Source organism: Umboniibacter marinipuniceus, assembly GCF_003688415.1.
Classification (GTDB): Bacteria; Pseudomonadota; Gammaproteobacteria; order Pseudomonadales; family DSM-25080; genus Umboniibacter; species Umboniibacter marinipuniceus.
This window is the reverse complement of sequence record NZ_REFJ01000003.1, coordinates 157465-180117: the sequence shown is the minus strand read 5'-3', so window position 1 is coordinate 180117 and position 22653 is coordinate 157465. Positions and strand designations below refer to the sequence as shown.

Annotated in this window: 21 protein-coding genes; 15 read left to right on the top strand and 6 right to left on the bottom strand. The window is 49.6% G+C overall.

Annotated elements, in window-relative coordinates; translation table 11 throughout:
• Position 1: 1 nt before the first annotated feature.
• The 4 genes from DFR27_RS07020 to DFR27_RS07005 all read right to left on the bottom strand — a co-directional run bounded on the left by DFR27_RS07020 (position 2) and on the right by DFR27_RS07005 (position 4475).
• Positions 2-1057: a S1C family serine protease gene (locus DFR27_RS07020; protein WP_121876747.1), complete on the bottom strand. Its 1056-nt coding sequence runs from the start codon at positions 1055-1057 to the stop codon at positions 2-4.
• Positions 1054-3069, bottom strand: a complete 2016-nt coding sequence (locus tag DFR27_RS07015) for a putative bifunctional diguanylate cyclase/phosphodiesterase (RefSeq protein WP_121876746.1) — start codon at positions 3067-3069, stop codon at positions 1054-1056. Before DFR27_RS07015 ends, DFR27_RS07020 begins: the two co-directional genes overlap by 4 nt.
• A gap of 120 nt (positions 3070-3189) precedes the next feature.
• Positions 3190-3843, bottom strand: coding sequence for an HAD family hydrolase (locus DFR27_RS07010; protein WP_121876745.1), 654 nt, complete (start codon positions 3841-3843; stop codon positions 3190-3192).
• Positions 3843-4475 carry a M15 family metallopeptidase gene (locus tag DFR27_RS07005; protein WP_121876744.1) on the bottom strand — a complete coding sequence of 211 codons (633 nt, stop codon included), beginning with the start codon at positions 4473-4475 and terminating at the stop codon, positions 3843-3845. The genes DFR27_RS07010 and DFR27_RS07005 overlap by 1 nt, the downstream gene beginning before the upstream one ends.
• Positions 4476-4605: 130 nt before the next feature.
• Between DFR27_RS07005 and DFR27_RS07000 the strand changes: the two genes are divergently transcribed.
• Positions 4606-5598, top strand: a complete 993-nt coding sequence (locus tag DFR27_RS07000; protein WP_121876743.1) for a hypothetical protein — start codon at positions 4606-4608, stop codon at positions 5596-5598.
• 130 nt (positions 5599-5728) lie between these two features.
• On the opposite strand, the gene ppa is transcribed toward DFR27_RS07000, so the two are convergent.
• Complete coding sequence (gene ppa / locus DFR27_RS06995) at positions 5729-6256, bottom strand: inorganic diphosphatase (protein ID WP_121876742.1); 528 nt, start codon at positions 6254-6256, stop codon at positions 5729-5731.
• A 223-nt stretch (positions 6257-6479) separates the two neighbouring features.
• Here ppa and DFR27_RS06990 point away from each other — a divergent pair, with 223 nt between their 5' ends.
• The 3 genes from DFR27_RS06990 to DFR27_RS06980 are packed head-to-tail and all read left to right on the top strand — an operon-like array spanning position 6480 to position 9497.
• Positions 6480-8543, top strand: coding sequence for a prolyl oligopeptidase family serine peptidase (locus tag DFR27_RS06990; protein WP_121876741.1), 2064 nt, complete (start codon positions 6480-6482; stop codon positions 8541-8543).
• The gene (locus DFR27_RS06985) at positions 8533-9129 is read left to right on the top strand and encodes a DNA-3-methyladenine glycosylase I (RefSeq protein WP_121876740.1); all 597 of its coding nucleotides are present in this window, start codon (positions 8533-8535) and stop codon (positions 9127-9129) included. The genes DFR27_RS06990 and DFR27_RS06985 overlap by 11 nt, the downstream gene beginning before the upstream one ends.
• Positions 9126-9497 carry a hypothetical protein gene (locus DFR27_RS06980; protein ID WP_121876739.1) on the top strand — a complete coding sequence of 124 codons (372 nt, stop codon included), beginning with the start codon at positions 9126-9128 and terminating at the stop codon, positions 9495-9497. The genes DFR27_RS06985 and DFR27_RS06980 overlap by 4 nt, the downstream gene beginning before the upstream one ends.
• On the opposite strand, the gene DFR27_RS06975 is transcribed toward DFR27_RS06980, so the two are convergent.
• Positions 9494-10750, bottom strand: a complete 1257-nt coding sequence (locus DFR27_RS06975; protein ID WP_121876738.1) for a 6-phosphofructokinase — start codon at positions 10748-10750, stop codon at positions 9494-9496. The two genes, DFR27_RS06980 and DFR27_RS06975, sit on opposite strands and share 4 nt — an antisense overlap.
• Before the next feature lie 166 nt (positions 10751-10916).
• On the opposite strand from DFR27_RS06975, the gene mpl reads away from it, so the two are divergent.
• The 11 genes from mpl to rodA all read left to right on the top strand — a co-directional run bounded on the left by mpl (position 10917) and on the right by rodA (position 22645).
• Positions 10917-12260 carry a UDP-N-acetylmuramate:L-alanyl-gamma-D-glutamyl-meso-diaminopimelate ligase gene (gene mpl / locus DFR27_RS06970; protein ID WP_121876737.1) on the top strand — a complete coding sequence of 448 codons (1344 nt, stop codon included), beginning with the start codon at positions 10917-10919 and terminating at the stop codon, positions 12258-12260.
• 3 nt (positions 12261-12263) lie between these two features.
• Positions 12264-12866, top strand: coding sequence for a UbiX family flavin prenyltransferase (locus DFR27_RS06965; protein ID WP_121876736.1), 603 nt, complete (start codon positions 12264-12266; stop codon positions 12864-12866).
• A gap of 4 nt (positions 12867-12870) precedes the next feature.
• Positions 12871-15552, top strand: coding sequence for an efflux RND transporter permease subunit (locus tag DFR27_RS06960; protein WP_121876735.1), 2682 nt, complete (start codon positions 12871-12873; stop codon positions 15550-15552).
• Positions 15552-15803: a YkgJ family cysteine cluster protein gene (locus tag DFR27_RS06955; protein ID WP_121876734.1), complete on the top strand. Its 252-nt coding sequence runs from the start codon at positions 15552-15554 to the stop codon at positions 15801-15803. The genes DFR27_RS06960 and DFR27_RS06955 overlap by 1 nt, the downstream gene beginning before the upstream one ends.
• 137 nt (positions 15804-15940) lie before the next feature.
• Positions 15941-16906 (top strand): NAD(P)-dependent oxidoreductase, encoded by a 966-nt coding sequence (locus tag DFR27_RS06950; protein WP_121876733.1) that lies wholly within the window; start codon positions 15941-15943, stop codon positions 16904-16906.
• Between the two features lie 26 nt (positions 16907-16932).
• Positions 16933-18171 (top strand): glutamate-5-semialdehyde dehydrogenase, encoded by a 1239-nt coding sequence (locus DFR27_RS06945; protein ID WP_245962626.1) that lies wholly within the window; start codon positions 16933-16935, stop codon positions 18169-18171.
• Positions 18152-18811 (top strand): nicotinate-nucleotide adenylyltransferase, encoded by a 660-nt coding sequence (gene nadD, locus DFR27_RS06940; protein WP_121876731.1) that lies wholly within the window; start codon positions 18152-18154, stop codon positions 18809-18811. The genes DFR27_RS06945 and nadD overlap by 20 nt, the downstream gene beginning before the upstream one ends.
• A 4-nt stretch (positions 18812-18815) precedes the next feature.
• Complete coding sequence (rsfS, locus tag DFR27_RS06935) at positions 18816-19154, top strand: ribosome silencing factor (protein WP_121876730.1); 339 nt, start codon at positions 18816-18818, stop codon at positions 19152-19154.
• An 8-nt stretch (positions 19155-19162) separates the two neighbouring features.
• Positions 19163-19630 (top strand): 23S rRNA (pseudouridine(1915)-N(3))-methyltransferase RlmH, encoded by a 468-nt coding sequence (gene rlmH / locus DFR27_RS06930; RefSeq protein ID WP_121876729.1) that lies wholly within the window; start codon positions 19163-19165, stop codon positions 19628-19630.
• 21 nt (positions 19631-19651) lie between these two features.
• Positions 19652-21511, top strand: coding sequence for a penicillin-binding protein 2 (gene mrdA, locus DFR27_RS06925; protein ID WP_121876728.1), 1860 nt, complete (start codon positions 19652-19654; stop codon positions 21509-21511).
• Positions 21512-22645, top strand: a complete 1134-nt coding sequence (rodA, locus tag DFR27_RS06920) for a rod shape-determining protein RodA (protein ID WP_121876727.1) — start codon at positions 21512-21514, stop codon at positions 22643-22645.
• Positions 22646-22653: the final 8 nt, after the last annotated feature.

Below are 22653 nucleotides of genomic sequence, written 5' to 3'. Positions count from 1 at the left end.
CCTACGTTTCTGGGGCTATGAGTTCGACGTCGAGCTCATAGCGTTTGCCGTCACGAATTAAGCTAAGCGATAGGGTATCGCCATACTGATGCTGCTCTAATACGCCGAGGAGGTCATCGGGAGAGCGCATTAATGCGCCATTAATTGCGATCAAAATGTCACCGAGCTGGAGTCGTCCGTTATTGTCGCGACTAAGACCTATAATACCTGCGATATCGGCACTTAAATTAGGGGTTACTCTAGCAATAGCCATTCCTTCAATATTAAGCCTACGCAATAGTTGCGCTGGTGCTAGCTCAATACCTAATACAGGTCGTTGTACTCGTCCATATTCAATGAGCTCGGGTATCGTCTGCTTCACCGTATTTACCGGAATTGAGAAACTAATACCTGCACTGGCACCGGACGGGCTGTATATGGCGGTATTAACGCCAATTAAGAGTCCTGCGGAGTTTAGCAGTGGCCCACCCGAATTGCCGGGATTGATGGCGGCGTCGGTTTGGATTACCTCTCGAATAGTGCGATTACTCGGCGATTCGATAGTTCGGTTTAGAGCGCTGACCACTCCAGTCGTTAAGGTGGTGTCTAGGCCGAAGGGGTTACCGATGGCGATGACCTTATGGCCAACTCGTAATCGCTGTGAATCCCCGCGCGCTATGGGCTGAAGTAGCTCATTAGCTACTTCAATTTTCAGTACTGCTAAATCGCGTTCAGGTGCTATACCAACTAATTTTGCAGGGTAGTCTTCACCCTGAAAGCGAATGATGATTTCTACCGCGCCTTCTATGACATGGAAGTTGGTGACGATATGACCTGCTTGATCCCAAACAAAACCAGTGCCGGAACCGGCCGTACTCTCGTACACCCGACGGCTAAAGAGGTCGCGCCGCAGCGTACGGTTAGTGACGAAAACAACCGATTCACTGGTACGTTCGTAGACCTCGATGGTATTGGCTTCGTCGTTGGTTAATGCAGGGTAAGGGGTAGTGGTAGTTGCCAGTGAATTAGCCGTCATCAACGCTATGGTCAGTAATGCGATGAGACGAGTAAGTGTCATTTCTGGGTCAGCAGCGCGTCAGTGTTGACTCGAGTAGCTATTCGCTCTATCTGGTCGGCACTGACAGGCTCCGATAGCAAGTTCCCTTGAATATAGTCACAGCCAAGGGTAGAGAGAATGAGCATTTGCCCTGGTGTTTCAACGCCCTCTGCCACCACGGTAAGTTTTAGCGTATGGGCAAGCATAAGAATGGCATCAACGATACCCGTACTTTCGGAGCTGTGCTCCAAGTCTGAGATGAACGATTTATCTAGTTTGAGGGTATCTAGAGTAAATTTACGGACATAAGACAGTGAGGAATAACCAGTTCCGAAATCATCAATCGCAACGCGAACCCCTAAATCGCGAACCTCAGCGACTGACTCAGCAATATGGTGGTGATTACCAATCATGATGCTCTCAGTAATCTCAAGTTCTAGGAGACCTGGGTCAATCGGCGCCAGCTTCAGTGCCGCCTCAATGTCATGGACAAAGTCGGGGTGCATGATTTGAGCTGGGGAGATGTTAACGGCAATACTTAGCTCAATCCCGTCCTGACGCCAAGCCTCGAGCTGCTTTACCGCCTGTCGAAGCACCGAGTTCCCCAGTGTTCTGGCTTGACCAGTGTCTTCAGCAATGGCAACAAACTCGAGCGGCGAAATTGGCCCTAGTCGAGGGTGATGCCAGCGCGCAAGTGCCTCAACAGAATCGATCACGCGTGTTTTTAGTTGTTGTTTTGGTTGGTAAACCAAGAATAGTTGTTCGTTTGCAATAGCGTCACGCAAGTCATGCTCAAGCTCAAAGTTACGACTTAAGTTATCCATTGTTTCAGGATCGTACTCGGTGAGGTTGGAGCCCACTAGAGTCTTTGAAACTTGCATCGCATTATTTGCGGCGCGAAGTAGACCGGCAATATCACTGCCGTGATCTGGCGCGAGGCTGAGGCCCGCTGCAACAAGAAGGCTAATCTGCTCGTCTTTGTAGGGGATGGGCTCGCCAATGGTGGAGATAACTTTTTGCGCAAGCTCGCCGATCGCGCTCAACCTTGGGTGTTGGATAACAATGGCGAATTCATCTCCGCCGATGCGGTAGACTTGGTCGAAGTTAGCCTTTAAACGGTTTGCCGACTCACGAATTAGCATATCACCAAGATGATGACCATAGGACTGGTTATAGGTTTTAATCCGCAGGAGATCAATCACAATTAGCCCAGTAATTTGACCATCAAATAAGGCGCCTTCAATTAATTTTGTGCCCGAATTCATGAGTGAAATTCGGTTGGGGCACAAGGTCATCGAATCTTCACTCGCTTGGACTTGGAGTTGAGTAGACTTTTCTTGAACTAATTCTTCCAAGTAACTGCCGTAGTTCTTTAATTGAGCTTCTCTTCCCTCGATGGCTTCGAGCATGGTGTTGACGCTACTAGCAAGGCGCCCAAATTCGTCCTGGCGGCTGGTGTCAAAACGGTAGTTAAAGGTGCTATCCAGCGCAATTTGCTCTGCACGATCGGATAAGTGGCGGATGGGTTTGAGTGTTAAGTTATCAAGGAGTTTAACAAGCAGCGGGGAAACCATGCCGGCGAGCAGGATCATTCCTAAGACAATAGCGATGGCTCGATTCAGCCACTGTTGATCATCAATGGGTGTGAAAATATAGCGCAACTGGCCCATTTTTTCGCCCTGATAATTGATGTCGACCAACTGTTGAATATCTGAACTATTAGGTGTGTATCCATCGGCGGACGCTTTAACAATAATATTTTGTGAGTTGTCGAAAAGCGTACTACAGCCTTCGCCAGCTTGGCTTAAAAGAATTTGCTGAAGCTCGTCTGATTGAAAGCTATTCGGGTTCTCGAAAAAGCGTTGAGCCGCCAGCTGCATCACGCCAACTCGTTCTTCAATCAAACTTTCTTGTATCCGCTTAAGACCCAAGTAATCGTTTATCAAGAATGCTGCGGACAGCATTACAATCAAACCGAATAATACACCGGTTAGAATGATTGCTTGATTGGCTTTAACGGACAGTTGTTTCATAAACTATTACTGTGGATCTAAAATTGCCCATCAGTTTGAGTACCTTGATATCAATGTTAACTAAGACTTTAACATAAAGTTAGTTGCTTGCTAGTAGATCTTGGTAATTTGACAACTAAATCAATGACCATTCATCCATCTCAAAAGCGCCGCATGATCTTGAAGAAACAATGTATTTGGAAAATCTCTCTGTTGCGCTGCGCTTAGCTGAGTATTTAGTCCAATACTAGGCATGCCTGCAGCATCGGCAGCAGCCAAACCGGCCGATGAATCTTCGATGACTAAACAGCGTTCCGGAGGCGTGCAGAAATAGGAGCTCGCTTTTAGGAAGAGATCCGGAGCGGGTTTGGCTCGAGTGACATCCTGTGCCGAAAAGCGAATTGGGAAGTAGCCGAGTAATCCTGTTTGACTTAACGTTAATGCGATCTTTTCATGGCTGCCTGAAGAAGCAACACACATAGGAAAGGCGCAAGCGCTGAGTTGTTGTACTAGGACTTTACAGTTGGGGAAACTCAAGTTGACTTGACGAAACTGTTCAAAGGTATCCCTTTGCATAACCTGCAGAAAATCAGCGGGTAAAGTTAACTGAAACTCATTAACGGCTCGTCTAAGGCTCTCCGTAAGGCTTCGACCGCGGAAAAATTGTTCCGTCGCGGTCGGCGCTAGAGGCCAGTTGTGCAGGGAAAGATGGCGGTGTAACACATTGTTGGCGACATTTTCGGTATCTACGAGCACGCCGTCGCAATCAAAGATAAGCAGCTCAATATTGTCCATCACTGGTCCACATCAACCACGTAGCGTTGGATAATTGAATCGAGCTGATTAGCGATTGCCGCTCCGCCGCGAATTTCAGCTAGCGGAATGACATCGCGTGGAGCTTGCGCTATCAGTCTGTCTAAGGCTAGATCAGCATCAGCTTTATAGGAAAGGTGCCAAGCTTCAGGTTGGACGCCGCCACGGAACGTCCTGTAGGGGCGAAAGAAACCTTCCGTTCGCTGCTCATCGACATAGAAACTCAGCCAGCGCCCCAGCTTTTCGAAGGGGCCTCCCGGCTGGTATTCTTCAGGAGTGAGCTGGATTTGATAATTAGCAGGCAGTGCAGCCGCATCATAAACATCAATATCCGTCCCCCAATGATGTCTCGAAAGACCTGGTATCGCGGACCACTCCATCACGCAGTTCAACCACTGTTGATCAGTTAGCTCGCTGGCCTTTTTCTTGGTGCCCGCGACGTCAAACACATAGTCTGGGGCATTTTTGCGCTGCCAGATCTTTGTCTGCCTTTCGATCGAACGAAAGCCGGAGGCTATCTTTAGCTCTATGCCATCCTTTGCTGCACGTTGCTGCAGGAATTTAAAGGCTTGCAAGGTATTGGCGGTAAGCCCCTCGGTATTGGCGTTGCTCATAATGATCTCAAGACAAATAGTTAAGCTACGATAACCAGAGCACAAAGCGATCGCAAGTATTGAGAACAGGCTTATTGCACCCGCTCATAAGTCATTATATGGTAGTGCGCATCCGAAGGAGGGGTTGATTTTGAGTAAAGCATTTATCTGTAGTCGCGGTGATATTTCGGCAAATAGCAAGCTTCACGCTGTGCGCGAGACCTTGGCGGATTCATTTCCTATGCTTAAGGCTGCTCATTTAGATCAATTTTTTTCGGGCGTGCCATGTATTTTAATGGTTGGTGAATACGCAAAGCTGGCACCGCTAGTTCCTCGTTTCGAAACCATTGGCTTAGCGGTTGAGATAGTAGAAAGCAATGCGAAAATCAGGGCGCTAAGCTTTACTAAGCTTAATTGGTTAAGTTTTCTCCCCGAGGTGAGCGAAGACCAGGAAGCGACAGCGCAGGCGAATCCAGGAATGCAGACTGAGGCGGGCGCTGGTGATGCTGAACAAGCTGATTTGCAGCCAAGTTCGCCAGCTGAGACTATAGCTAGTTTGGATGAGCTACCACCCTCAATGGCCGACGTGTTAAATGAGAAGGATAGTTTGCCTGAATCGGACGATATCTCACTTGATTTCACTTTCGAGACCACAAGCACAACGGCTGCGGAGGATGCTGGATCCTTGCAGGTTGAAGAAACTCCTTCAGTGCATGAGTCAAACGCTGATCAGCTTGCAGATACGCTTACTTTGGATCTTTCGCATCCAGACTCTACAAAGGGAATGATAGCTACTTCCATTGCGTCCGAGCAGGCCCAAAGTACCGAAAATCTCGACGCGTTGGATAGTTTATCACTGGGTATAGATGATGATTTAGCGGCGGAACTGGAGGCGCTAAAGACCGACCCAACTTCATTACAAATGGCAGGTTCGGCCAAGGCAGCGGAACAGTCGCCACTCGATAACGAAAGTTCCGTTGAGATTAGCTTTGAACGGGTTGAACTAACGGCTGAAGACGAATCTCAAACCGAGCAAGACCAATTGACTGAAGAGGTTGCTTCGCAGCAATCTACTACGTTTGATTTTAGCAACCTGAGTCTGGCGCCGCTTGAAGAAAATGATGAAGATTCAGAGGCTAAATAGCCAATAGCCAATAGCCAATAGCCAATAGCCAATAGCCAAAGGCTCGCTTAGCGCCAGAACAAAAAAAGACGAGTAGCAAGCTGACTCGTCTTTTTTACATGAGCGGTGTGCTGGTTCACCAGGCGTTAGATTAGCCTTGGTAAGCTGCCGCTGCTTTGAGGATTTCAGCGCGCGCCGTATCGGCATCTGCCCAACCGTCAATTTCCACCCATTTACCATCTTCTAAGTCTTTGTAGCGACGGAAGAAGTGCTCAATCTGTTGAGTGAGTAGGCTAGGTAGCTGAGACGCTTCGGTAATGTCGGCGTATTCTTTAGATAGCTTCTCGTGAGGCACGGCAACTAACTTAGCGTCTTTACCAGCTTCATCAGACATAAGTAACACGCCAATTGGACGGCAGCGAATCACTGCGCCAGGTGCAACGGGATAAGGTGTGATCACCAATACGTCTACTGGGTCACCATCTTCAGACAAGGTGTTGTTGATGTAACCGTAGTTCGCAGGGTAGAACATTGGAGCGGTCATAAAACGATCAACCATCAATGCGTCGAAATCCTTGTCAATTTCGTACTTAATTGGCGCGTGGTTAGCTGGGATTTCAATAATCGCGTAGATATCGTTAGGTAAATCTTTACCTGCTGGGATTTTGGTATAGCTCATGGCCGTCTCTCTTTAAGTCACTTCAAAAAAATGAAAGGCCGAATTATACGCGCTCGAACATCATTTATACAACGTTGCCCGCACAAAAAAGCGGTCTTTATTGAATATTGGCTCCTTTAAAGGACGCCTAGGCTCGAAGTTGGGTTATTACATTGGGGTAGCTACTGCCGAGTCGCTAGATTGTAACTGGTGCAATCACCGTTAAGTCGTTAGTCTTAGCACTATGATTAAATTACTGATAGCTAAGCGTCAACGAATAGCACTATGCAGTTGGCATCATATTACTTGCTTAGTGGTTGCAGTCAGCGTTTTGTATTCGTTTACCGTCTCCGCCGATATCCAAACTAGGGATGAAGTTGAAGATTTAGCTTGGGTTAGCGCGCTGAGCGAACAGACTCATGAGCGGTTCGGCGATGGCTGGTTGTGGGATAGTTTTGATCGTCTCGAATCAGCTGCGGTCACGGCGCTAAACGCTAGCGCCGAGTTTCCGCGGTTAATTTGGCAGCAAAGCGCTGTGTGCCTGCTTGATTACCGCGCGCCCTATAATCAGGGGCGGTATCGCTGCGCCAATAGGGCCGATTATATTAAGGGTGATCCTCAGTGGCGAACCCTGGTAGATATCGCCGCATTGAATCGGCGTTATCAACGACAGTGGCGCTTTGCCAACCTAAATTGTCGCGATTATGAAATAGGGCCATGTATTTTAGGCGTGACGGAGAACGGAACGGATGCGATCTATCACGCTAGCTATCGTTTAGACCAGCAGGATTGGCTTAAGGACGGCTTCGAACTCGTTCCTGGGCGTAATCAAGTGAAGTGGCTCGATGATGACACGCTGTTAGTAATGGATACTGGAACCGCGGAATTCACCAGTTCCGCTGGTTATCCAATGCGCTTGGAGAAAATTGATCGAGCTGGCTCACGGACGGTGCTGGCAAGTTTTGCTCAGGACTCAATGGGCGGGACGGTGAATTGGATGGAAGGTGAATTAGTGTTGGTAGAGTGGGTCGACTTCTTCGCTAGACGCTATTTCCATTGGCTCGACGGCGCATTTCAACCATTAAACTTCCCTCATGATTCGCTTTTGGTCGGTCGATATCGGGACGGGTGGCTGCTTCAATCAAGGTCCTTGCAGGACGCGCAAGCCGACGAGCTAATTTGGTGGCGTGATGGCACTGAAGCTATTCAAGGTACGGAGTTAGTTTATCAGCTCTCTCATCGCGAGCGCCTCCAACAGATTGCCGTAACGGAGAGTGAGGTCTTTTTGTTAGTGAATAACAATTTTGAGACCAAACTACTTGTCACCAGCGATCAACTTCAATCGGAACCACGGGTCATTGCGACGGCCAATTTGGAAGCTTGGCAGCTTGAGGCTGTCATAGATGAAGGGCTTGTAGTAAGGAAAAGTACGCTGCTATCAGGGCCCAGCAGATGGCTAATCTCGGCATCACAGGCAACGGAAATTGATCGCTCTACATTCCAGCTGGATACTGAAGCGTACGAGGTGGAACTGAGTTTTGCCGAGGCAACAGATGGCGAAGAAATTCCTTACCTCATGGTGACTCCCACTGAAAGCGTAGGAAGATCCGCACCAACGCTGATCGATGTCTATGGCGGCTTTGGGGTCTCTGTAGCCGCGGTGAATAACGCCGTTGCCTCAAAACTATGGTTGGAGCGAGGCGGAAGGTTGGTATTCGCTGCGGTTAGAGGGGGAGGGGAGTACGGGCGCTGGTGGCACCGTGCAGGGCAGCGTGAGTACAAAAATCAAACGGTTGACGATCTAGTTTCAGTGGCATCATCATTGACGGATCGTGGTCTTAGTTCAGCGAAGCAATTAGCCTATCGCGGCGCATCAAATGGCGGTTTGGTTGCGGCGGCAGCGGCGATTCGAGCACCAAGAAAAGTTGCAGCAGTTGTGTTGGAAGCCCCGTTGACGGATATGATGAACTATCATCGAAGCCTCTCGGGCCCTAGCTGGATGGTCGAATACGGTAATCCAGAAATTCCTGCGGAAAGGGAGTGGCTCCTTCAGTACTCGCCAATACATAATATTCAGGCCGATGAATCCTATCCATCTATTTTGTTGTTGGCTGCGCAGAACGATGATCGCGTAGACATTGCCCACTCGCGGGGTTTGGCCGAACGTTTAGCTGCTTTGGGTCAACCTATCTACTACGACGAGCGAGCCACAGGAGGTCATTCTATTGCCGTGACAGGCGATGATATTGTGGCGAAGGAAGCACTGGTATTTAATTTTCTTTGGGAGACGCTATTGGATGAAGAATGACAACAAGCAGGAACCCTGCGGTTGGTGTCTTAGCGATCCAATTTATCGGGACTATCATGACTCCGAATGGGGGGTGCCACTTCGTGACGAACAGCGAATCTTTGAGTTTCTCCTGTTGGAGGGCGTTCAGGCTGGTCTTAGCTGGATCACGGTATTAAAACGGCGCGAGAACTATCGCCTTGTTTACGACAATTTTGATGCCCAAAAAATTGCGGCATGGAGTGATCAAAGGAAGCAAGCTATCCTAAGCGATGCGCGTATCATTCGTAATCGCCTAAAAGTAGACAGCGCCCAACGCAATGCGCGAGCCTATTTGGATATGCGTGATCAGGGACTAACGTTAACTGACTACTTTTGGGCCTTTGTTGAGGGTGAAGCTATCCAGAATAGCTTTGAAAAATTATCTGATGTACCGGCAGAAACGCCGTTGTCGCAGCAAATCTCAAAGGATCTTAAACAGCGGGGCTTTAATTTTGTAGGCCCGACAATTATTTACGCTCATATGCAGGCAATGGGTCTAGTGAACGATCACTTACTAAGCTGCCCAAGGCATTCGGCCTGCGCGGCACTAAGGGTTAATGGATGATGAAGTGGATCAGTAGTTTAATCATTGTGATAGGTGTCATCGGTTGTCGGATGGGAACAGTTGGAGTTACCGATTTTACGCCATCAATGTCTCATCAAATCGCTATAGACGGGAGTAAACGTTTTCGCTTTGAAGTTCACAAGGATTTGGACAAAGAGCTGATTCGGAGCTCGCGCGGGCGATACAATGCCGAACGTTTTGCCAGTGCCTTCGACGATCTACTAGAGCGCGAGCTAAAAAGCTCAGCTTACTGTAGGGAAGGTTATTTTGTGATAGATCGCTTGGACCACCCGCGCGATGCGTTTATTTTTGGTGAGTGTAATGAAGGGGCGACGTCAGAGGACATCGCCCTTTGGGGGGATGCCTAGATATCGAAGTTGGCGAGTTTCTTTGGCGTTAAGTTGTGCGCCAGTTTAACGTACACCGGTTGTCCGTTGACGTAGGGTGGGTAGTCCTCACCTTGAATGAGGGGTAGTAAATAATCCCTTCCCGCCTGAGTAATACCAAAGCCATCCTCAGAGATAAACGACTTCGGCATGAAGCGCTCAACGTTGGCGATATCTTTCAGTGGTGCCGGGATGAATCCCCACTCGCCATTGTCAAGGCGTTGAATCGCCGGCATCACTGAGTTTAGGCCTTCGAGTGCGTATTCAATGGCTTTTTCACCGGCTTGATAGGCTAGGTCAACATCTGTTTTCGAAGCAATATGCCGTGCCGAGCGCTGTAAATAATCGGCGAGGGCCCAGTGATACTTATAGCCTAGCTCACCCTTGATGAGATTGGCTAGGACTGGTGCAACACCACCTAATTGCGCATGGCCGAAAGCATCAACTGACGCTTCCGATGCAGCCAGGAAGCTACCATCACCAGTGTGGGTCCCTTCGGAGGCGACAATTGAGCAGTAGCCATAGGTTTCTACGCAATGCTTGACCTTGCTAAGGAACTTTTCTTTATCAAAGGCCACCTCAGGGAAGAGAATAATATGTGGTGCATCACCTTCTTCCTGTTGGGCGAGAGCACCCGCCGCGGCAATCCAACCTGCGTGACGCCCCATCACTTCCATGATGAATACTTTGGTTGATGATTCGCACATGGAAGCGATATCGAGGGATGCTTCTTTGATGGAAACGGCCACGTACTTCGCTACTGAGCCAAAGCCGGGGCAGAAGTCGGTGATGGGGAGGTCGTTATCAACCGTCTTTGGAATACCGATACACTGAATTGGATAGCCCATGGTTTCTGATATCTGTGAGACTTTGTGGGCGGTATCCTGAGAGTCATTACCGCCGTTGTAGAAGAAGTAACCGATATCATGAGCCTTAAAGACCTCGATCAGGCGCTCATACTCGGCGCGGCTTTCTTCGATACTTCTTAACTTGAAACGACATGAACCGAATGCTCCAGCAGGGGTGTGACGCAGTGCTGCAATGTCTTCATCAGAGTATTGGTTGGTATCGATAAGCTCTTCGCGTAAGGCGCCGAGAATGCCGTTACGACCAGCATAGACCGTACCGATCTTGTTTGGGTGTTGACGAGCAGCTTGAATGACACCACAGGCCGTGGCATTGATGACGGCGGTGACGCCACCGGATTGAGCATAGAATGCGTTTTTGATTGTCATGTCGACAATGTTCCTGTTAAAAGTGTGGAGGATTGCTATTCTAACGCCTTTTTACAGCGTTTGCATGGGGCAAATAACAGGGTATTCTAAGCGATGTCACTTAGCTAAGTAGCTTGCTTGCCGACTAAGCAATAGTTTCTCACTTTACCAACTTGTAGGAAGATTAATGCACATACATATCTTGGGTATCTGCGGCACCTTTATGGGAAGCTTAGCAATTTTGGCTAAGGAACTTGGTTATCGTGTCAGTGGCTGTGATAAAAATGTCTACCCACCAATGAGTTCTCAGTTAGCGTCAGCTGGCATTGAGCTTATCCAGGGTTATGACGCATCTCAAGTCACACTCAATCCTGATATCTATGTTATCGGTAATGCCATGAGCCGAGGTAATCCACTGGTAGAGGAAATTTTAGAGCGCGGTTTTCGTTATGCGTCGGGGCCTGAGTTTTTGCACGATCATGTTCTACCTGAACGCTGGGTCATTGCCGTGTCAGGGACGCATGGAAAGACCACCACAGCAACAATGGTTGCTAGTATTCTTGAATTTTCGGCAATGTCGCCGGGCTTTTTAATTGGTGGCGTTCCGCTTGGTTTTGAACGCTCAGCGAGGCTCGGCAATTCGCCTTTCTTTATTGTGGAGGCAGATGAGTACGACTCCGCTTTTTTCGACAAGCGAAGTAAGTTCGTCCACTACCAGCCTAAAACACTTATTATTAATAATTTAGAATTCGATCATGCTGACATCTTTCCGGATCTTGCCGCGATACAGCGGCAATTTCACCACGTTATCCGTCTGGTGCCGCGCTCGGGGCAAGTGATTTATCCCGCGAAGTCGGAGGCAGTGGCAGAGGTTTTGGCGCAGGGGTGCTGGTCAGAACAAATGAAACTAGGTTGTTCAGACGGATGGGATACTGAACTTATCAACGCTGATGGCTCACGCTTTTCGGTTTACCTTTGTGGTGATAAGGTTGGCGAAGTGGCTTGGAGTCTAACCGGTAATCATTCCGTTAGTAACGGCCTGGCCGCTATCGCTGCCGCCCGCCATGTAGGAGTGGTACCGTCTCTCGCCTGTGAGGCGCTTAGTCAATTCGCGGGGGTAAAAAGGCGAATGGAATGCCTATGGGATACGCCCAGCTTGAAAGTTTATGATGATTTTGCCCACCACCCAACGGCGATTGAAACAACCCTGAATGGCCTGCGCGAGAAAGTGGCCAATGAAAAGATCTTGGCGGTGATCGAACCGCGTTCTAACACCATGAAGTCCGGAGTTCATAATCCGCTACTAGGGTCATCCGCAGCAGCGGCCGACGCGGTTTTGTGGTTTGATGATAATGGCCAAGCAGGGCTCGACAGGGTGATCCAATCAGCAGATCAGCGAGTAGTAACTGAGTTTGCGGCCCTGAGGTCACATCTTCTGTCTGAGCTAACTGATTATCAGCATGTTGTCGTAATGAGTAATGGTGGCTTTGGCGGACTTCATCAAGAAATTATCGCCCACCTCAAGGAGTAAGACGTGACGAGACGAATATCTTTAGCACTAACAGGGGGAAGCGGAGCGCAATATGGTTTGCGACTCTTAGAGGCCCTCACCGCGGCGGGATGTCACGTCTATCTGATGGTATCTGATGCGGCGTGCGTGGTGATAAATACGGAAACTAGCACCCAGTTACCCCAAGATCATGCAGGTAGGGCAGAGGTCTTTGCCGCCAAACATGTTAATGCCCCAGGTAGCTTTGAGTTATTAGCTAAAACGGATTGGTTTTCCGCCCCAGCCTCAGGGTCCAATGCACCGGATGCAATGGTCATTTGTCCCGCCTCTGGTGGTACCTTGTCCGCGGTCGCAGTGGGAGCCTCCAATAATCTTATTGAACGAGCTGCGGACGTGATGCTAAAAGAGCGCAAGCCGCTCATTCTTGTTCCTCGTGAAACTCCGCTTTCGACCATACACCTACGAAATATGCTCCAGCTCAGCGAGGTCGGTGCGATGGTATTGCCAGCTAGCCCTGGCTTTTATAATAAGCCCTCGTCTATTGAGGATCTTATCGATTTTGTCGTAGCTCGCATTCTCGATCAATTGAAGGTTGAGCAAATGCTTCAGCCTAAATGGGGAAAATAACTGAATGATAGATGACGCTTTCGCGGTTCATAAAGCGCCCACTTTTTTCGCTCGCTGGATGTCGCTACGACTACTAATAATTACCGTTTTTGTTGGTCTTGTAGGCGCCTCTCTCTGGCAAATCCCCAATGCAAGATTGGATGCCTCGTCGGACTCCTTAACCCTAGAAACTGATCCAGGCCTCGCTCTCTATCGCTCCGTGTCTACGCGCTATCGCTCTGGCGATTTCTTTGTTCTTGCGTTTAGAGCCCACGATGGCGATGCGCTGTCAGTATCATCATTAGCCACTCTCGAAGCGCTTCAAGACGACTTGGCTCAAATTGAGGGCGTTGAATCGGTTATGTCGGTGCTAAATGTACCGTTACTTCAAAGCCCACCAGTTGGCTTGGAGAGCTTGAGTTCTGAAGCGCGAACGTTGCTTAACGCCGAGGTAGATATCGAGATGGCGCGGGCTGAGTTTCATGAGAGCCCAGTGTATCGAGATACGCTTCTAAGTAAGGATAACGCCACCACCGCATTGCTTGTCTCATTGCCTGTTGATACGGATTACTACGCGCTGGTGGATCGACGAAACCAGTTACTTGAGCAATCGGAGTTACCAGACGCCAATTTAGCGCTCGAAGACGCTCAGGCTGCGTTACTTGCCTATCGATCTCAAGAGCAAGATATTACCAAAGCGCGCTTAGCTGAATTGCGGAGCGTCGTTGCGAAATATGACAGCGATGCGGATATCTTCATTGGCGGCGTCCCTATGATTGCCTCCGATATGCTCGATTTTATTCGAAGAGATATTCAAGTGTTCGGCTTGGCAAGCCTAGCGTTAATGATTGCTGCATTGGCCGTGTTCTTCAGGAATTGGCGTTGGGTAGCGATCCCACTCACCATGAGTGCGAGCGTGGTTATTTTGATGTCCGGCTGGTTGGCGACCATTGACTGGCGGTTATCGGTTATTTCTTCGAATTTCGCCTCGCTTTTGCTCATTATCTCGTTGGCTATTGGAATTCATCTATCGGTTCGATTTAGAGAACTCCGGGCGCTCTCCGATGCGTCGCTGAACGACGTTTTATGGTCCACCCTGCATAGTATGTGGAAGCCATGTTTTTATTCCGTACTGACTACCTTGGTCGCTTTCCTATCACTGGTGGTCAGCGGTATACGGCCTGTAATCGATTTCGGACAAATCATGGCAATGGGGATTACGCTCTCCCTGGTGCTGACCTTTGCGCTATTCCCCTTGCTGGTGGCGTTGAGCAAACCGAAGGCGGAGGTCGAAAGAAGCTCGTTCACATCGAAGATTTTGGCTTCATGGGGACAGCTATCGCTGCATCGAGGCAAACAGATTTTCGTGGTGTCAGTACTGTTACTACTCGGGGCATCCTATGGCGTTACGCAAGTGAAGGTAGAAAATCGATTCATCGATTACTTCGCCAAGGATACCGAGATCTATCAAGGCATGGCATTGATAGATCGTGAATTAGGAGGTACCACTCCGCTTGAAATTGTTGTTAGTGCACCGCGATCCGCCAACGACATGGAACTTCCTTCCGGCGGAAGTTTCGATGACGGATTTGGCGCTGACTCGCAAGAATACGATGCTAACTCCAAAGAATACGATGCGGGTTCTGGAGGGGATAGTGCTGAAGATGGCGGAAACGGGAACGTTGCGTCAAGTGAAGGCCTTGACGACGGTTTCGGTGGCGGTTTTGACGACGGTTTCGGTGGCGGTTTTGACGACGGTTTCGACACTAACGGTGGCTTCGATGATTTCGGTGGTGAAACATCCGCTACGTCATGGTGGTTCTCTATGTCTGGCGTTAATGAACTAAGACAGCTTCACGAGTACATTGACGAACTCGAGGCCTCTGGCAAAGTGATGAGTCTTGTCACCACCATCGACGTAGCAGAGGGGCTTAACAAGGGGCCTCTAGATGATTTCACCTTGGCGTTTTTAAAGACCGTTATGCCCGAGGATATTGCCGCGCAGGTGGTGCGTCCATATTGGCATGAGGAGACTGACGAGGCGCGCATTGAAGTCCGCATAGTCGACTCAACGCCTGGTCTATCTCGTCAATCTTATGTTGATGATATCGTGGCCTTTGCGAACGATGAGGCGGGGTTGGCAGGTCGGGTTGAAGCCACCGGAATGCTAGTGCTTTACAATAATATGGTTCAGAGTCTTTTTAGCTCGCAAATCGAAACGCTCGGAGCGGTATTCGTGGGGATTTTTGTCATGTTCTGGCTGCTCTTTAGGCGCTTGGGCTTGGCGTTAGTCGCGATTATCCCCAACCTTTTGGCGGCAATATGTATCGTGGGCTTCATGGGGTTGGCGGGTTTGCCGCTGGACTTTATGACTATCACGATTGCGGCGATCGTAGTGGGTATTGGTGTGGATGATTGTATCCACTATGTCATTCGCTATCAGCATGAGCTCGCTGTCGACGGTGACAAGCGCGCAGCGCTCACTCGCGCCCATCACACCATTGGGTCGGCAATGAGCTATACCTCGTGGACAGTGGTTCTGGGGTTTGCAGTACTGGCGCTCTCTAAGTTTACGCCTTCGGTGGTTTTCGGATTATTGACCGCATCGGCGATGGTATTAGCTCTTACTGGAGCACTAATACTGTTGCCTCGTTTACTGTTGCTGTTACCCATTTCTCAGCTGCTTCCTGCGGGGCAAAAGCCTTAATGCAGTGTCGATTAGGGTGCGGCGCATGTTGCATCGCGCCCTCAATTAATACGCCAATTCCAGGTATGCCTAATGGCAAAGCGGCCAATGTTCGGTGCGCGAATTTGGATGACGATAATCTCTGTCAGTTATTCGGTTCCCCCGATAGACCTGCGCTTTGTGAGCAATTTACGGCCACTCCCGAAAACTGTGGCCAAAGTGCCGTAGAGGCGATCAAAATTTTGTCCACCCTCGAGGAATTGACTCGCTAGCGAACTCTACTGAGAGTTTGCTTAGTGGGCTAGGTCATTCCTTATAACCAAGTGTTTGCCCCAGTATAGATAAAGGTTGCTGTGATAATCACGGCGAAGCTTGTATCCTTGAATTTTTCATTAATGAGAATAACCCAATGCGAATTGTGATTCTTGATGCAGAGTCAATGCACCCCAGTGACCTCGATCTAAGTAGCTGGTGTCCAGCGGATGCAGAGTTGATCCAGTTTGAGCATACTGCGCCAAAAGAGGTGGCAGCGCGGCTAGAGGGTGCCGATGTAGCCATCCTTAACAAAGTCAAAATCGGCTCAGCCGAACTGGCGCTAGCTGATCGCCTCAAACTTATCGCGGTTACCGCAACCGGGACCAATAATATTGATTTTACCGCCACTCGCGCTGCTGGCGTGAGGGTGGTTAATTCAGTTGATTATGGCACTCAGTCCGTTGTTCAACATTCGCTAAGTCTAATGTTTGCCCTATCGGGTAATCTCATTGCCTATGCAAAAGAGGTTGCCGAGGATCGCTGGGCCGATAGTGCTCACTTCTGCTCTTTGGCTCACCCTATTAATCAGATAAATGAAAAGACATTAGGGATTATTGGCTACGGCGTACTTGGGCGCGAGTTGGCTCGTCAAGCGCGGTTGTTGGGTATGCGAGTCATCGTTGCGCAAAGTGTCCGCGCTGGTGCTGAAGTCCAGTCGGATAGAGTTGCCCTAAAGACCTTAGTCAGCGAGGCAGATGTGATTAGTTTACATTGCCCACTTACCGACGATACCCGCGGATTGATTGGTCTAGCTGAACTCGAAGCGATGAAACCCGACGCGCTACTTATCAACTGCGCACGCGGCGGGATTGTGTGTGAGGAGGCCCTAGCAACGGTATTAAATAGGGGGCATCTTGGCGGGATTGGCTTTGATGTCTTGGCTGAGGAGCCGCCGAAAAAGAATCATCCGTTGATTAGTACTTTTCATCCAAATGTTGTGATCACTCCTCATGTGGCTTGGGGTTCGCGGCGCGCACGACAGACCTTAGTTGAACAAATTGGTGAAGATTTGGCGGCTTTTATTGCCGGTAATCCGTTAAAGAGAGAGGTTGAAGGATGAGTGAAACGCTCAATGTTGGAGACTACATGACGCAGCTTGGTGAGCGTGCGAGAGCGGCATCTCGATCTGCGCGCGTACTGACAACCAACCAGAAGAATCACGCGCTACGCAGTATTGCTGAGGTCTTAGCGTCTAGACGAGATGCCTTAGTCGCGGCAAATGCCGACGACCTTCAAGCCGGAAGGTCACGTGGTCTATCTGAGGCAATGTTGGACCGTCTGCTACTTACTCACGAGCGAATTGACGCTATGCTTGAAGGCCTAAGACAGGTGGCTGAATTAGCGGATCCAGTGGGTGAAATCACTGATTTGAGCTATCGCCCCAGCGGCATCCAAGTGGGCAAAATGCGGGTTCCACTTGGTGTGGTAGGGATTATCTACGAGTCTCGGCCGAATGTGACGTTAGAAGCTGCTAGTCTGTGCTTGAAATCCGGGAATGCAACGGTGCTTCGCGGTGGTAGCGAGGCAATCTACAGTAACCGTTGTATCGCTCAATGTATCACCGACGGATTAGCCGCCGCCGACTTGGATCCAGCGATTATTCAGCTCGTTACCACCACTGATCGTGAAGCCGTGGGCGCCTTGATTACTATGCCCGATTATATTGACGTCATTATTCCACGCGGTGGTAAGACTTTGATCGAACGAATTACGGCGGAAGCGCGTGTTCCGGTCATTAAACATCTAGACGGGATATGTCACACCTATGTGGATAAATTTGCCGACCTTAACAAGGCACTGGCGGTGAGTATAAACGCTAAGACGCAACGATTTGGAACCTGTAATACTACCGAGACCTTGTTGGTGCATAGTGATGTAGCCGCGGAATTTTTGCCGCGCTTTGAAGCGGAGTTAGCCCCGTTTAATGTTGAGATTAGGGCCTGCGAACAAGCCTTAGCAAAGTTATCTAACGCGGTGCCCGCGTCGGAAGAAGACTGGGGTACCGAGTACCTAGCTCCCATTTTGAGCGTTAAAGTTGTTGAATCACTGGCCGCGGCGATCGGGCATATCGAATGCTATAGTTCCGCCCATACAGAAAGTATTATTACTCAGGACTATTCTAGGGCACGAAGGTTTATGACCGAGGTTGATTCCTCGAGTATTATGGTCAACGCGTCAACGCGTTTTGCCGATGGTTTTGAATACGGCTTAGGCGCTGAAATAGGCATCTCCACGGATAAATTTCATGCTCGCGGTCCAGTTGGACTCGAGGGCTTAACCTCACAAAAATGGATTGTGTTGGGCGATGGTCACATCAGAGGCTAGAAAACTGATAGCCGTTTATGGCGGTACGTTTAACCCTATTCATCAGGGGCACTTGCAGGCCGCTGATGAAATAACCAAACTCTGTGACGTTGATCGATTACTGTTAGTGCCAGCAAGTATCCCTCCTCACCGAGCCGCTCCCTCAGTTAGCTTTGATGATCGTCTGAGGATGACGGAGTTAGCTATCGCTGACAACGACCTCTGGGCGGTAGATGATCGTGAACATCGGCGCGAAGCTCCGTCCTTCACTATTGACACGTTAGCCTCACTACGGGACGAATTCGGACCCGAAGTAAGCTTAGCTTTCTGCGTAGGGAGCGATGCCTTTCAGAGTATTAATACGTGGCATCGCTGGCGAGAACTAACGGATTTTGCGCATGTTATTGTTGCTCAAAGATGCGATATGATAGCGCCACTCAATTCCGCAGTTGAAAAGTGGTCGGCATCTAAGGTATTGTCGGCGCCGTCTCAGCTGAGAGATCGTCCAAGTGGCGGTATTTTATATTTGAGTCAAAGGCCAATGAACTGTTCGTCGTCGGATATTCGAGCGAAATTGGCGCAAGGGGCCAGTCCCAATCTATTATTACCAGAGTCGGTGTTGCGGTATATTCAGCAACATCATCTCTACCAAACTGAGTAACCATATGACCGATCCAATGATCAAAGTCGTCGTAGACGCGCTAGAAGATATCAAAGCCGTTGATATTACCGTTCTGGATGTCAGCGACAAAACAGACGTATTTGACACCATCATCATCGCAACGGGTAACTCAAACCGTCAAGTGAACGCCTTGGCGGCTAATGTTGTGGATGAAAGTAAACAGCGCGGTCTGCAGCCAATCGGCGTTGAAGGTAGAGAGGCGTCTGAGTGGATACTTGTCGATCTTGGCGATATCGTTGTCCACACGATGCTTCCAGCTATTCGCGAGTTCTATGCGCTAGAAAAACTTTGGGGCGATAACCCCGAGGCTGACGCAGAGTAAGCCTAACGATGAAGGTGACCATCATCGCCGTGGGCACTAAAATGCCCGCTTGGGTTGAAGCGGGCTGTGGCGAATACATCAAGCGACTGCCGCGAGACTACAATCTTCGTTTTGTAGAGATCCCAGTGGGTGCTCGCGCGAAAAATCCCGATATTCAACGAGCTAAGCAAAGTGAGGCCGATGCTATTCTTGCTGCGATCCCCAAGGGTGACTGGGTGGTTGCGCTAGATGTTGCGGGTAAGATTTGGAGTACTGAGCAGCTGGCCGGTCACTTGGATTCCTGGCGAATGTCAGGAAACGACCTCTGTATCCTAATTGGCGGTCCCGACGGCTACGCACCTTCAGTGCTGGCTAGGGCTAATCAGCGGTGGAGTATGTCCCACCTCACATTACCACACCCCTTGGTACGAATAGTACTTGCGGAACAACTCTACAGAGCGCACACTATATTGCACAATCATCCCTATCATAAATAGTAATTTCTAGGCCGCCGTGCAATGGCTCAAAACCAAATAAAAAATATTGAGCTAGAACTAAAAACTTATCGCCGTCGAATTGTCGTGGCTGGTTTATTTGTTTTGCTACTCACCGCTATTCTGGTAGCTAGGTATGCTTATCTGCAAATTGAAATGTACGACCAGTTTCGTACTCAAGCCAATGAAAACCGTATTCTCACTGAGCCAGTAGCCCCATCGCGAGGCTTGGTTCGTGCTCGAGATGGTGAGCTGATAGCGCGGAGCAGACCTTCTTATACACTGTCCATCGTTCCCGAACGCGTAGCGGATATTGACGCTACCATTGACACACTAAGCCAATGGGTGACCATTAGTGACGGCCAACGCCGACGTTTTTTTCGTCGGGTAGGCGAGCGACGCAGGCCTTTTTCTCCCGTTATTCTTCGCTTTGAACTATCGGAAGCAGAAATTGCTCGAGTTGCGGTTCAACGTCATCACCTTGAAGGTGTTGAGGTTGCTGCGCACTCGGTTCGGGATTACCCGTTTGGTGGATTATTCGCACATTCATTGGGCTACGTTGGTCGAATCAATGAGCGCGAGCTTGCACAGCTCGATGCTGAGCGCTACGCCGGGACGCTAGCGACGGGTAAAACGGGTATCGAGAAGACTTGGGAAGGCGAATTGATGGGCTACCCTGGCCAGCAGGAGGTTGAAGTCAATGCTCGTGGTCGCGCTCTAAGAACGCTTGAAACTCGCCCGTCTACCGTTGGCAATGAGCTGGTTTTAACCCTCGATTTAACCGTCCAGCAGGTTGCTTTTAGCGCCCTAGAGGGTCGCCGTGGGTCCGCAGTGGCTATTGATGTGAGTAATGGCGAGGTTTTAGCGTTGGTATCAACACCGGTCTTCGACCCTAATCTCTTTGTTACGGGTATTAGCCACGAAAACTACCGTCTACTGGTTGAGGACTTGGATTCACCAATGTTCAATCGGGCTATTCAGGCACGCTATCCGCCAGGGTCTACGGTCAAGCCTCAAATTGGTTTAGCAGGCTTACATTACAACCTAGTGAATCCTCACAACGAAATTGATGATCACGGTTATTTCACCCTCCCGAATGATGACCATCGCTATCGTGATTGGAAGCCCGAAGGTCACGGCAAGGTGAATTTCTTTGATGCCATGGCGCAGTCCTGCGATACCTATTACTATTTGCTTGCCTACGAAATGGGTATTGATCGCTATTCGAGTTTTCTTGCCGGCTTTGGCTTCGGTACATTAACGGGTATTGATTTACCGCAAGAGCGGCGAGGGATTCTTCCTTCTAGACAATGGAAGCGGGACTATCGCGGACGCGCTTGGTACCCCGGTGATACCATTAATGTCGGCATCGGGCAGGGTTTCTTTTTAGCAACGCCGCTGCAGCTTGCTAATGCTACCGCTACCATCGCCAGCCGAGGGAAACGTTATCGACCTCATCTAGTGCAAGCTGTCTTAGGAGAATCCAGCAGGGATATTGAACCTGAGTTAATGGCTGAGGTCGAAGTAACAGACCAAGACTGGGATGATCTTCATACTGCCATGCACGACGTAGTGCATTCGCTGCGCGGAACGGCACGAGGCTTGTCCCTCGGGAGCAGCTATGAGCTGGCAGGTAAGTCGGGAACGGCACAGGTAGTTGGTATCGCGCAGGATGCGGAATATGACTCCGAGGAATTAAACGAGCGCTTGCGTGATCACGCATTGTTTGTTGCCTTTGCGCCCTACCAAAATCCCCAGATAGCGGTAGCGGTGATTGTCGAGAATGGCGAGGGTGGATCCACGGTAGCGGGCCCCGTAGCTAAACAAGTAATGGATGCGTGGCTGCTAGATGACGATGGTCAGCTAAAAAAGGAGTTTCAATAGGTGCGCGATTTTAGCCGGCAGTCGAAAACGCAATTTGAATCGGCAAGCTCTTGGCTTGGTAGGCTGCATATTGACCTGCCACTGTTGCTCCTGCTGTTGACGCTGACTTCCGTTGGCGTGGCGGTACTTTACAGTGCCTCCGACCAGAGCTTGGCGACTGTGAAGCGACAGTTAAGCTTTTTCGCGGTGGCGTATATTGCGATGTTCATCGTGGCTCAGTTCAAACAGGAAACGCTGATGCGGTTAGCTCTGCCCGCCTGGATATTCGGGGTCTTCCTGTTAATACTCGTAGAATTCATCGGTGTGGGGGCGAAGGGCGCTCAACGCTGGTTAGCCCTACCTGGGCTACCGCAGTTTCAGCCGAGCGAAGTAATGAAGTTAGCACTTCCTATTGCTCTGGGAACGTGGCTTCAGAACCGACAACTACCGCCGTCCTTTAAAGATCTGGTGGTCGCCGCAGCGATAATCCTCGTCCCAGTGCTATTGATTGCCACGCAGCCAGATTTAGGCACGTCAATTCTGATTGCGGCAAGCGGCCTAATCGTTATTCTTGTTGCCGGAATTTCCTGGAAATTAGTGTTTCTTTGTATCGGGTCTTTAATTGCTGCCGCGCCTGTTTTTTGGTTCTTTTTACTTAAGGAATACCAGAAAACTCGCATTTTGACGCTGCTGGATCCTGAGGCTGATCGCTACGGCGCCGGCTGGAATATTATTCAATCAAAGATTGCCATCGGCTCAGGCGGAGTGGATGGCAAAGGTTATTTATCAGGCACTCAGAGTCAATTAGATTTTCTACCCGAAAGTCATACCGATTTTATTATTGCGGTATTTGCTGAAGAGTGGGGGCTAACGGGTGTGTTAGCGTTGTTGACACTCTATTTGCTAATCATTGCGCGTGGCCTATGGATTGGGCTCAACGCACAGGAGACTTTCGGTCGAATGGTTGCGGCGGCGGTTACCCTCACATTTTTTGTCTATGTGTTTGTGAATATGGGCATGGTTTCGGGCCTCTTGCCGGTGGTTGGAGTCCCGCTTCCGTTGGTAAGTCAAGGTGGCACCTCTATTGTGACACTAATGGCGGGATTTGGTTTGTTAATGAGTATCAGTACCGAGAAAAAGCGATTGTGGTACTGAACTAAACG

Excerpts from the sequence above, each read along its gene's own strand:
- DFR27_RS07020 (WP_121876747.1), bottom strand. The coding sequence starts at position 1,057 with ATGACACTTACTCGTCTCATCGCATTACTGACCATAGCGTTGATGACG.
- DFR27_RS07015 (WP_121876746.1), bottom strand. The coding sequence starts at position 3,069 with ATGAAACAACTGTCCGTTAAAGCCAATCAAGCAATCATTCTAACCGGT.
- DFR27_RS07010 (WP_121876745.1), bottom strand. The coding sequence starts at position 3,843 with ATGGACAATATTGAGCTGCTTATCTTTGATTGCGACGGCGTGCTCGTA.
- DFR27_RS07005 (WP_121876744.1), bottom strand. The coding sequence starts at position 4,475 with ATGAGCAACGCCAATACCGAGGGGCTTACCGCCAATACCTTGCAAGCC.
- ppa (WP_121876742.1), bottom strand. The coding sequence starts at position 6,256 with ATGAGCTATACCAAAATCCCAGCAGGTAAAGATTTACCTAACGATATC.
- DFR27_RS06990 (WP_121876741.1), top strand. The coding sequence starts at position 6,480 with ATGATTAAATTACTGATAGCTAAGCGTCAACGAATAGCACTATGCAGT.
- DFR27_RS06985 (WP_121876740.1), top strand. The coding sequence starts at position 8,533 with ATGAAGAATGACAACAAGCAGGAACCCTGCGGTTGGTGTCTTAGCGAT.
- DFR27_RS06980 (WP_121876739.1), top strand. The coding sequence starts at position 9,126 with ATGATGAAGTGGATCAGTAGTTTAATCATTGTGATAGGTGTCATCGGT.
- DFR27_RS06975 (WP_121876738.1), bottom strand. The coding sequence starts at position 10,750 with ATGACAATCAAAAACGCATTCTATGCTCAATCCGGTGGCGTCACCGCC.
- mpl (WP_121876737.1), top strand. The coding sequence starts at position 10,917 with ATGCACATACATATCTTGGGTATCTGCGGCACCTTTATGGGAAGCTTA.
- DFR27_RS06960 (WP_121876735.1), top strand. The coding sequence starts at position 12,871 with ATGATAGATGACGCTTTCGCGGTTCATAAAGCGCCCACTTTTTTCGCT.
- DFR27_RS06955 (WP_121876734.1), top strand. The coding sequence starts at position 15,552 with ATGCAGTGTCGATTAGGGTGCGGCGCATGTTGCATCGCGCCCTCAATT.
- DFR27_RS06950 (WP_121876733.1), top strand. The coding sequence starts at position 15,941 with ATGCGAATTGTGATTCTTGATGCAGAGTCAATGCACCCCAGTGACCTC.
- DFR27_RS06945 (WP_245962626.1), top strand. The coding sequence starts at position 16,933 with ATGACGCAGCTTGGTGAGCGTGCGAGAGCGGCATCTCGATCTGCGCGC.
- nadD (WP_121876731.1), top strand. The coding sequence starts at position 18,152 with ATGGTCACATCAGAGGCTAGAAAACTGATAGCCGTTTATGGCGGTACG.
- rsfS (WP_121876730.1), top strand. The coding sequence starts at position 18,816 with ATGACCGATCCAATGATCAAAGTCGTCGTAGACGCGCTAGAAGATATC.
- rlmH (WP_121876729.1), top strand. The coding sequence starts at position 19,163 with ATGAAGGTGACCATCATCGCCGTGGGCACTAAAATGCCCGCTTGGGTT.
- mrdA (WP_121876728.1), top strand. The coding sequence starts at position 19,652 with ATGGCTCAAAACCAAATAAAAAATATTGAGCTAGAACTAAAAACTTAT.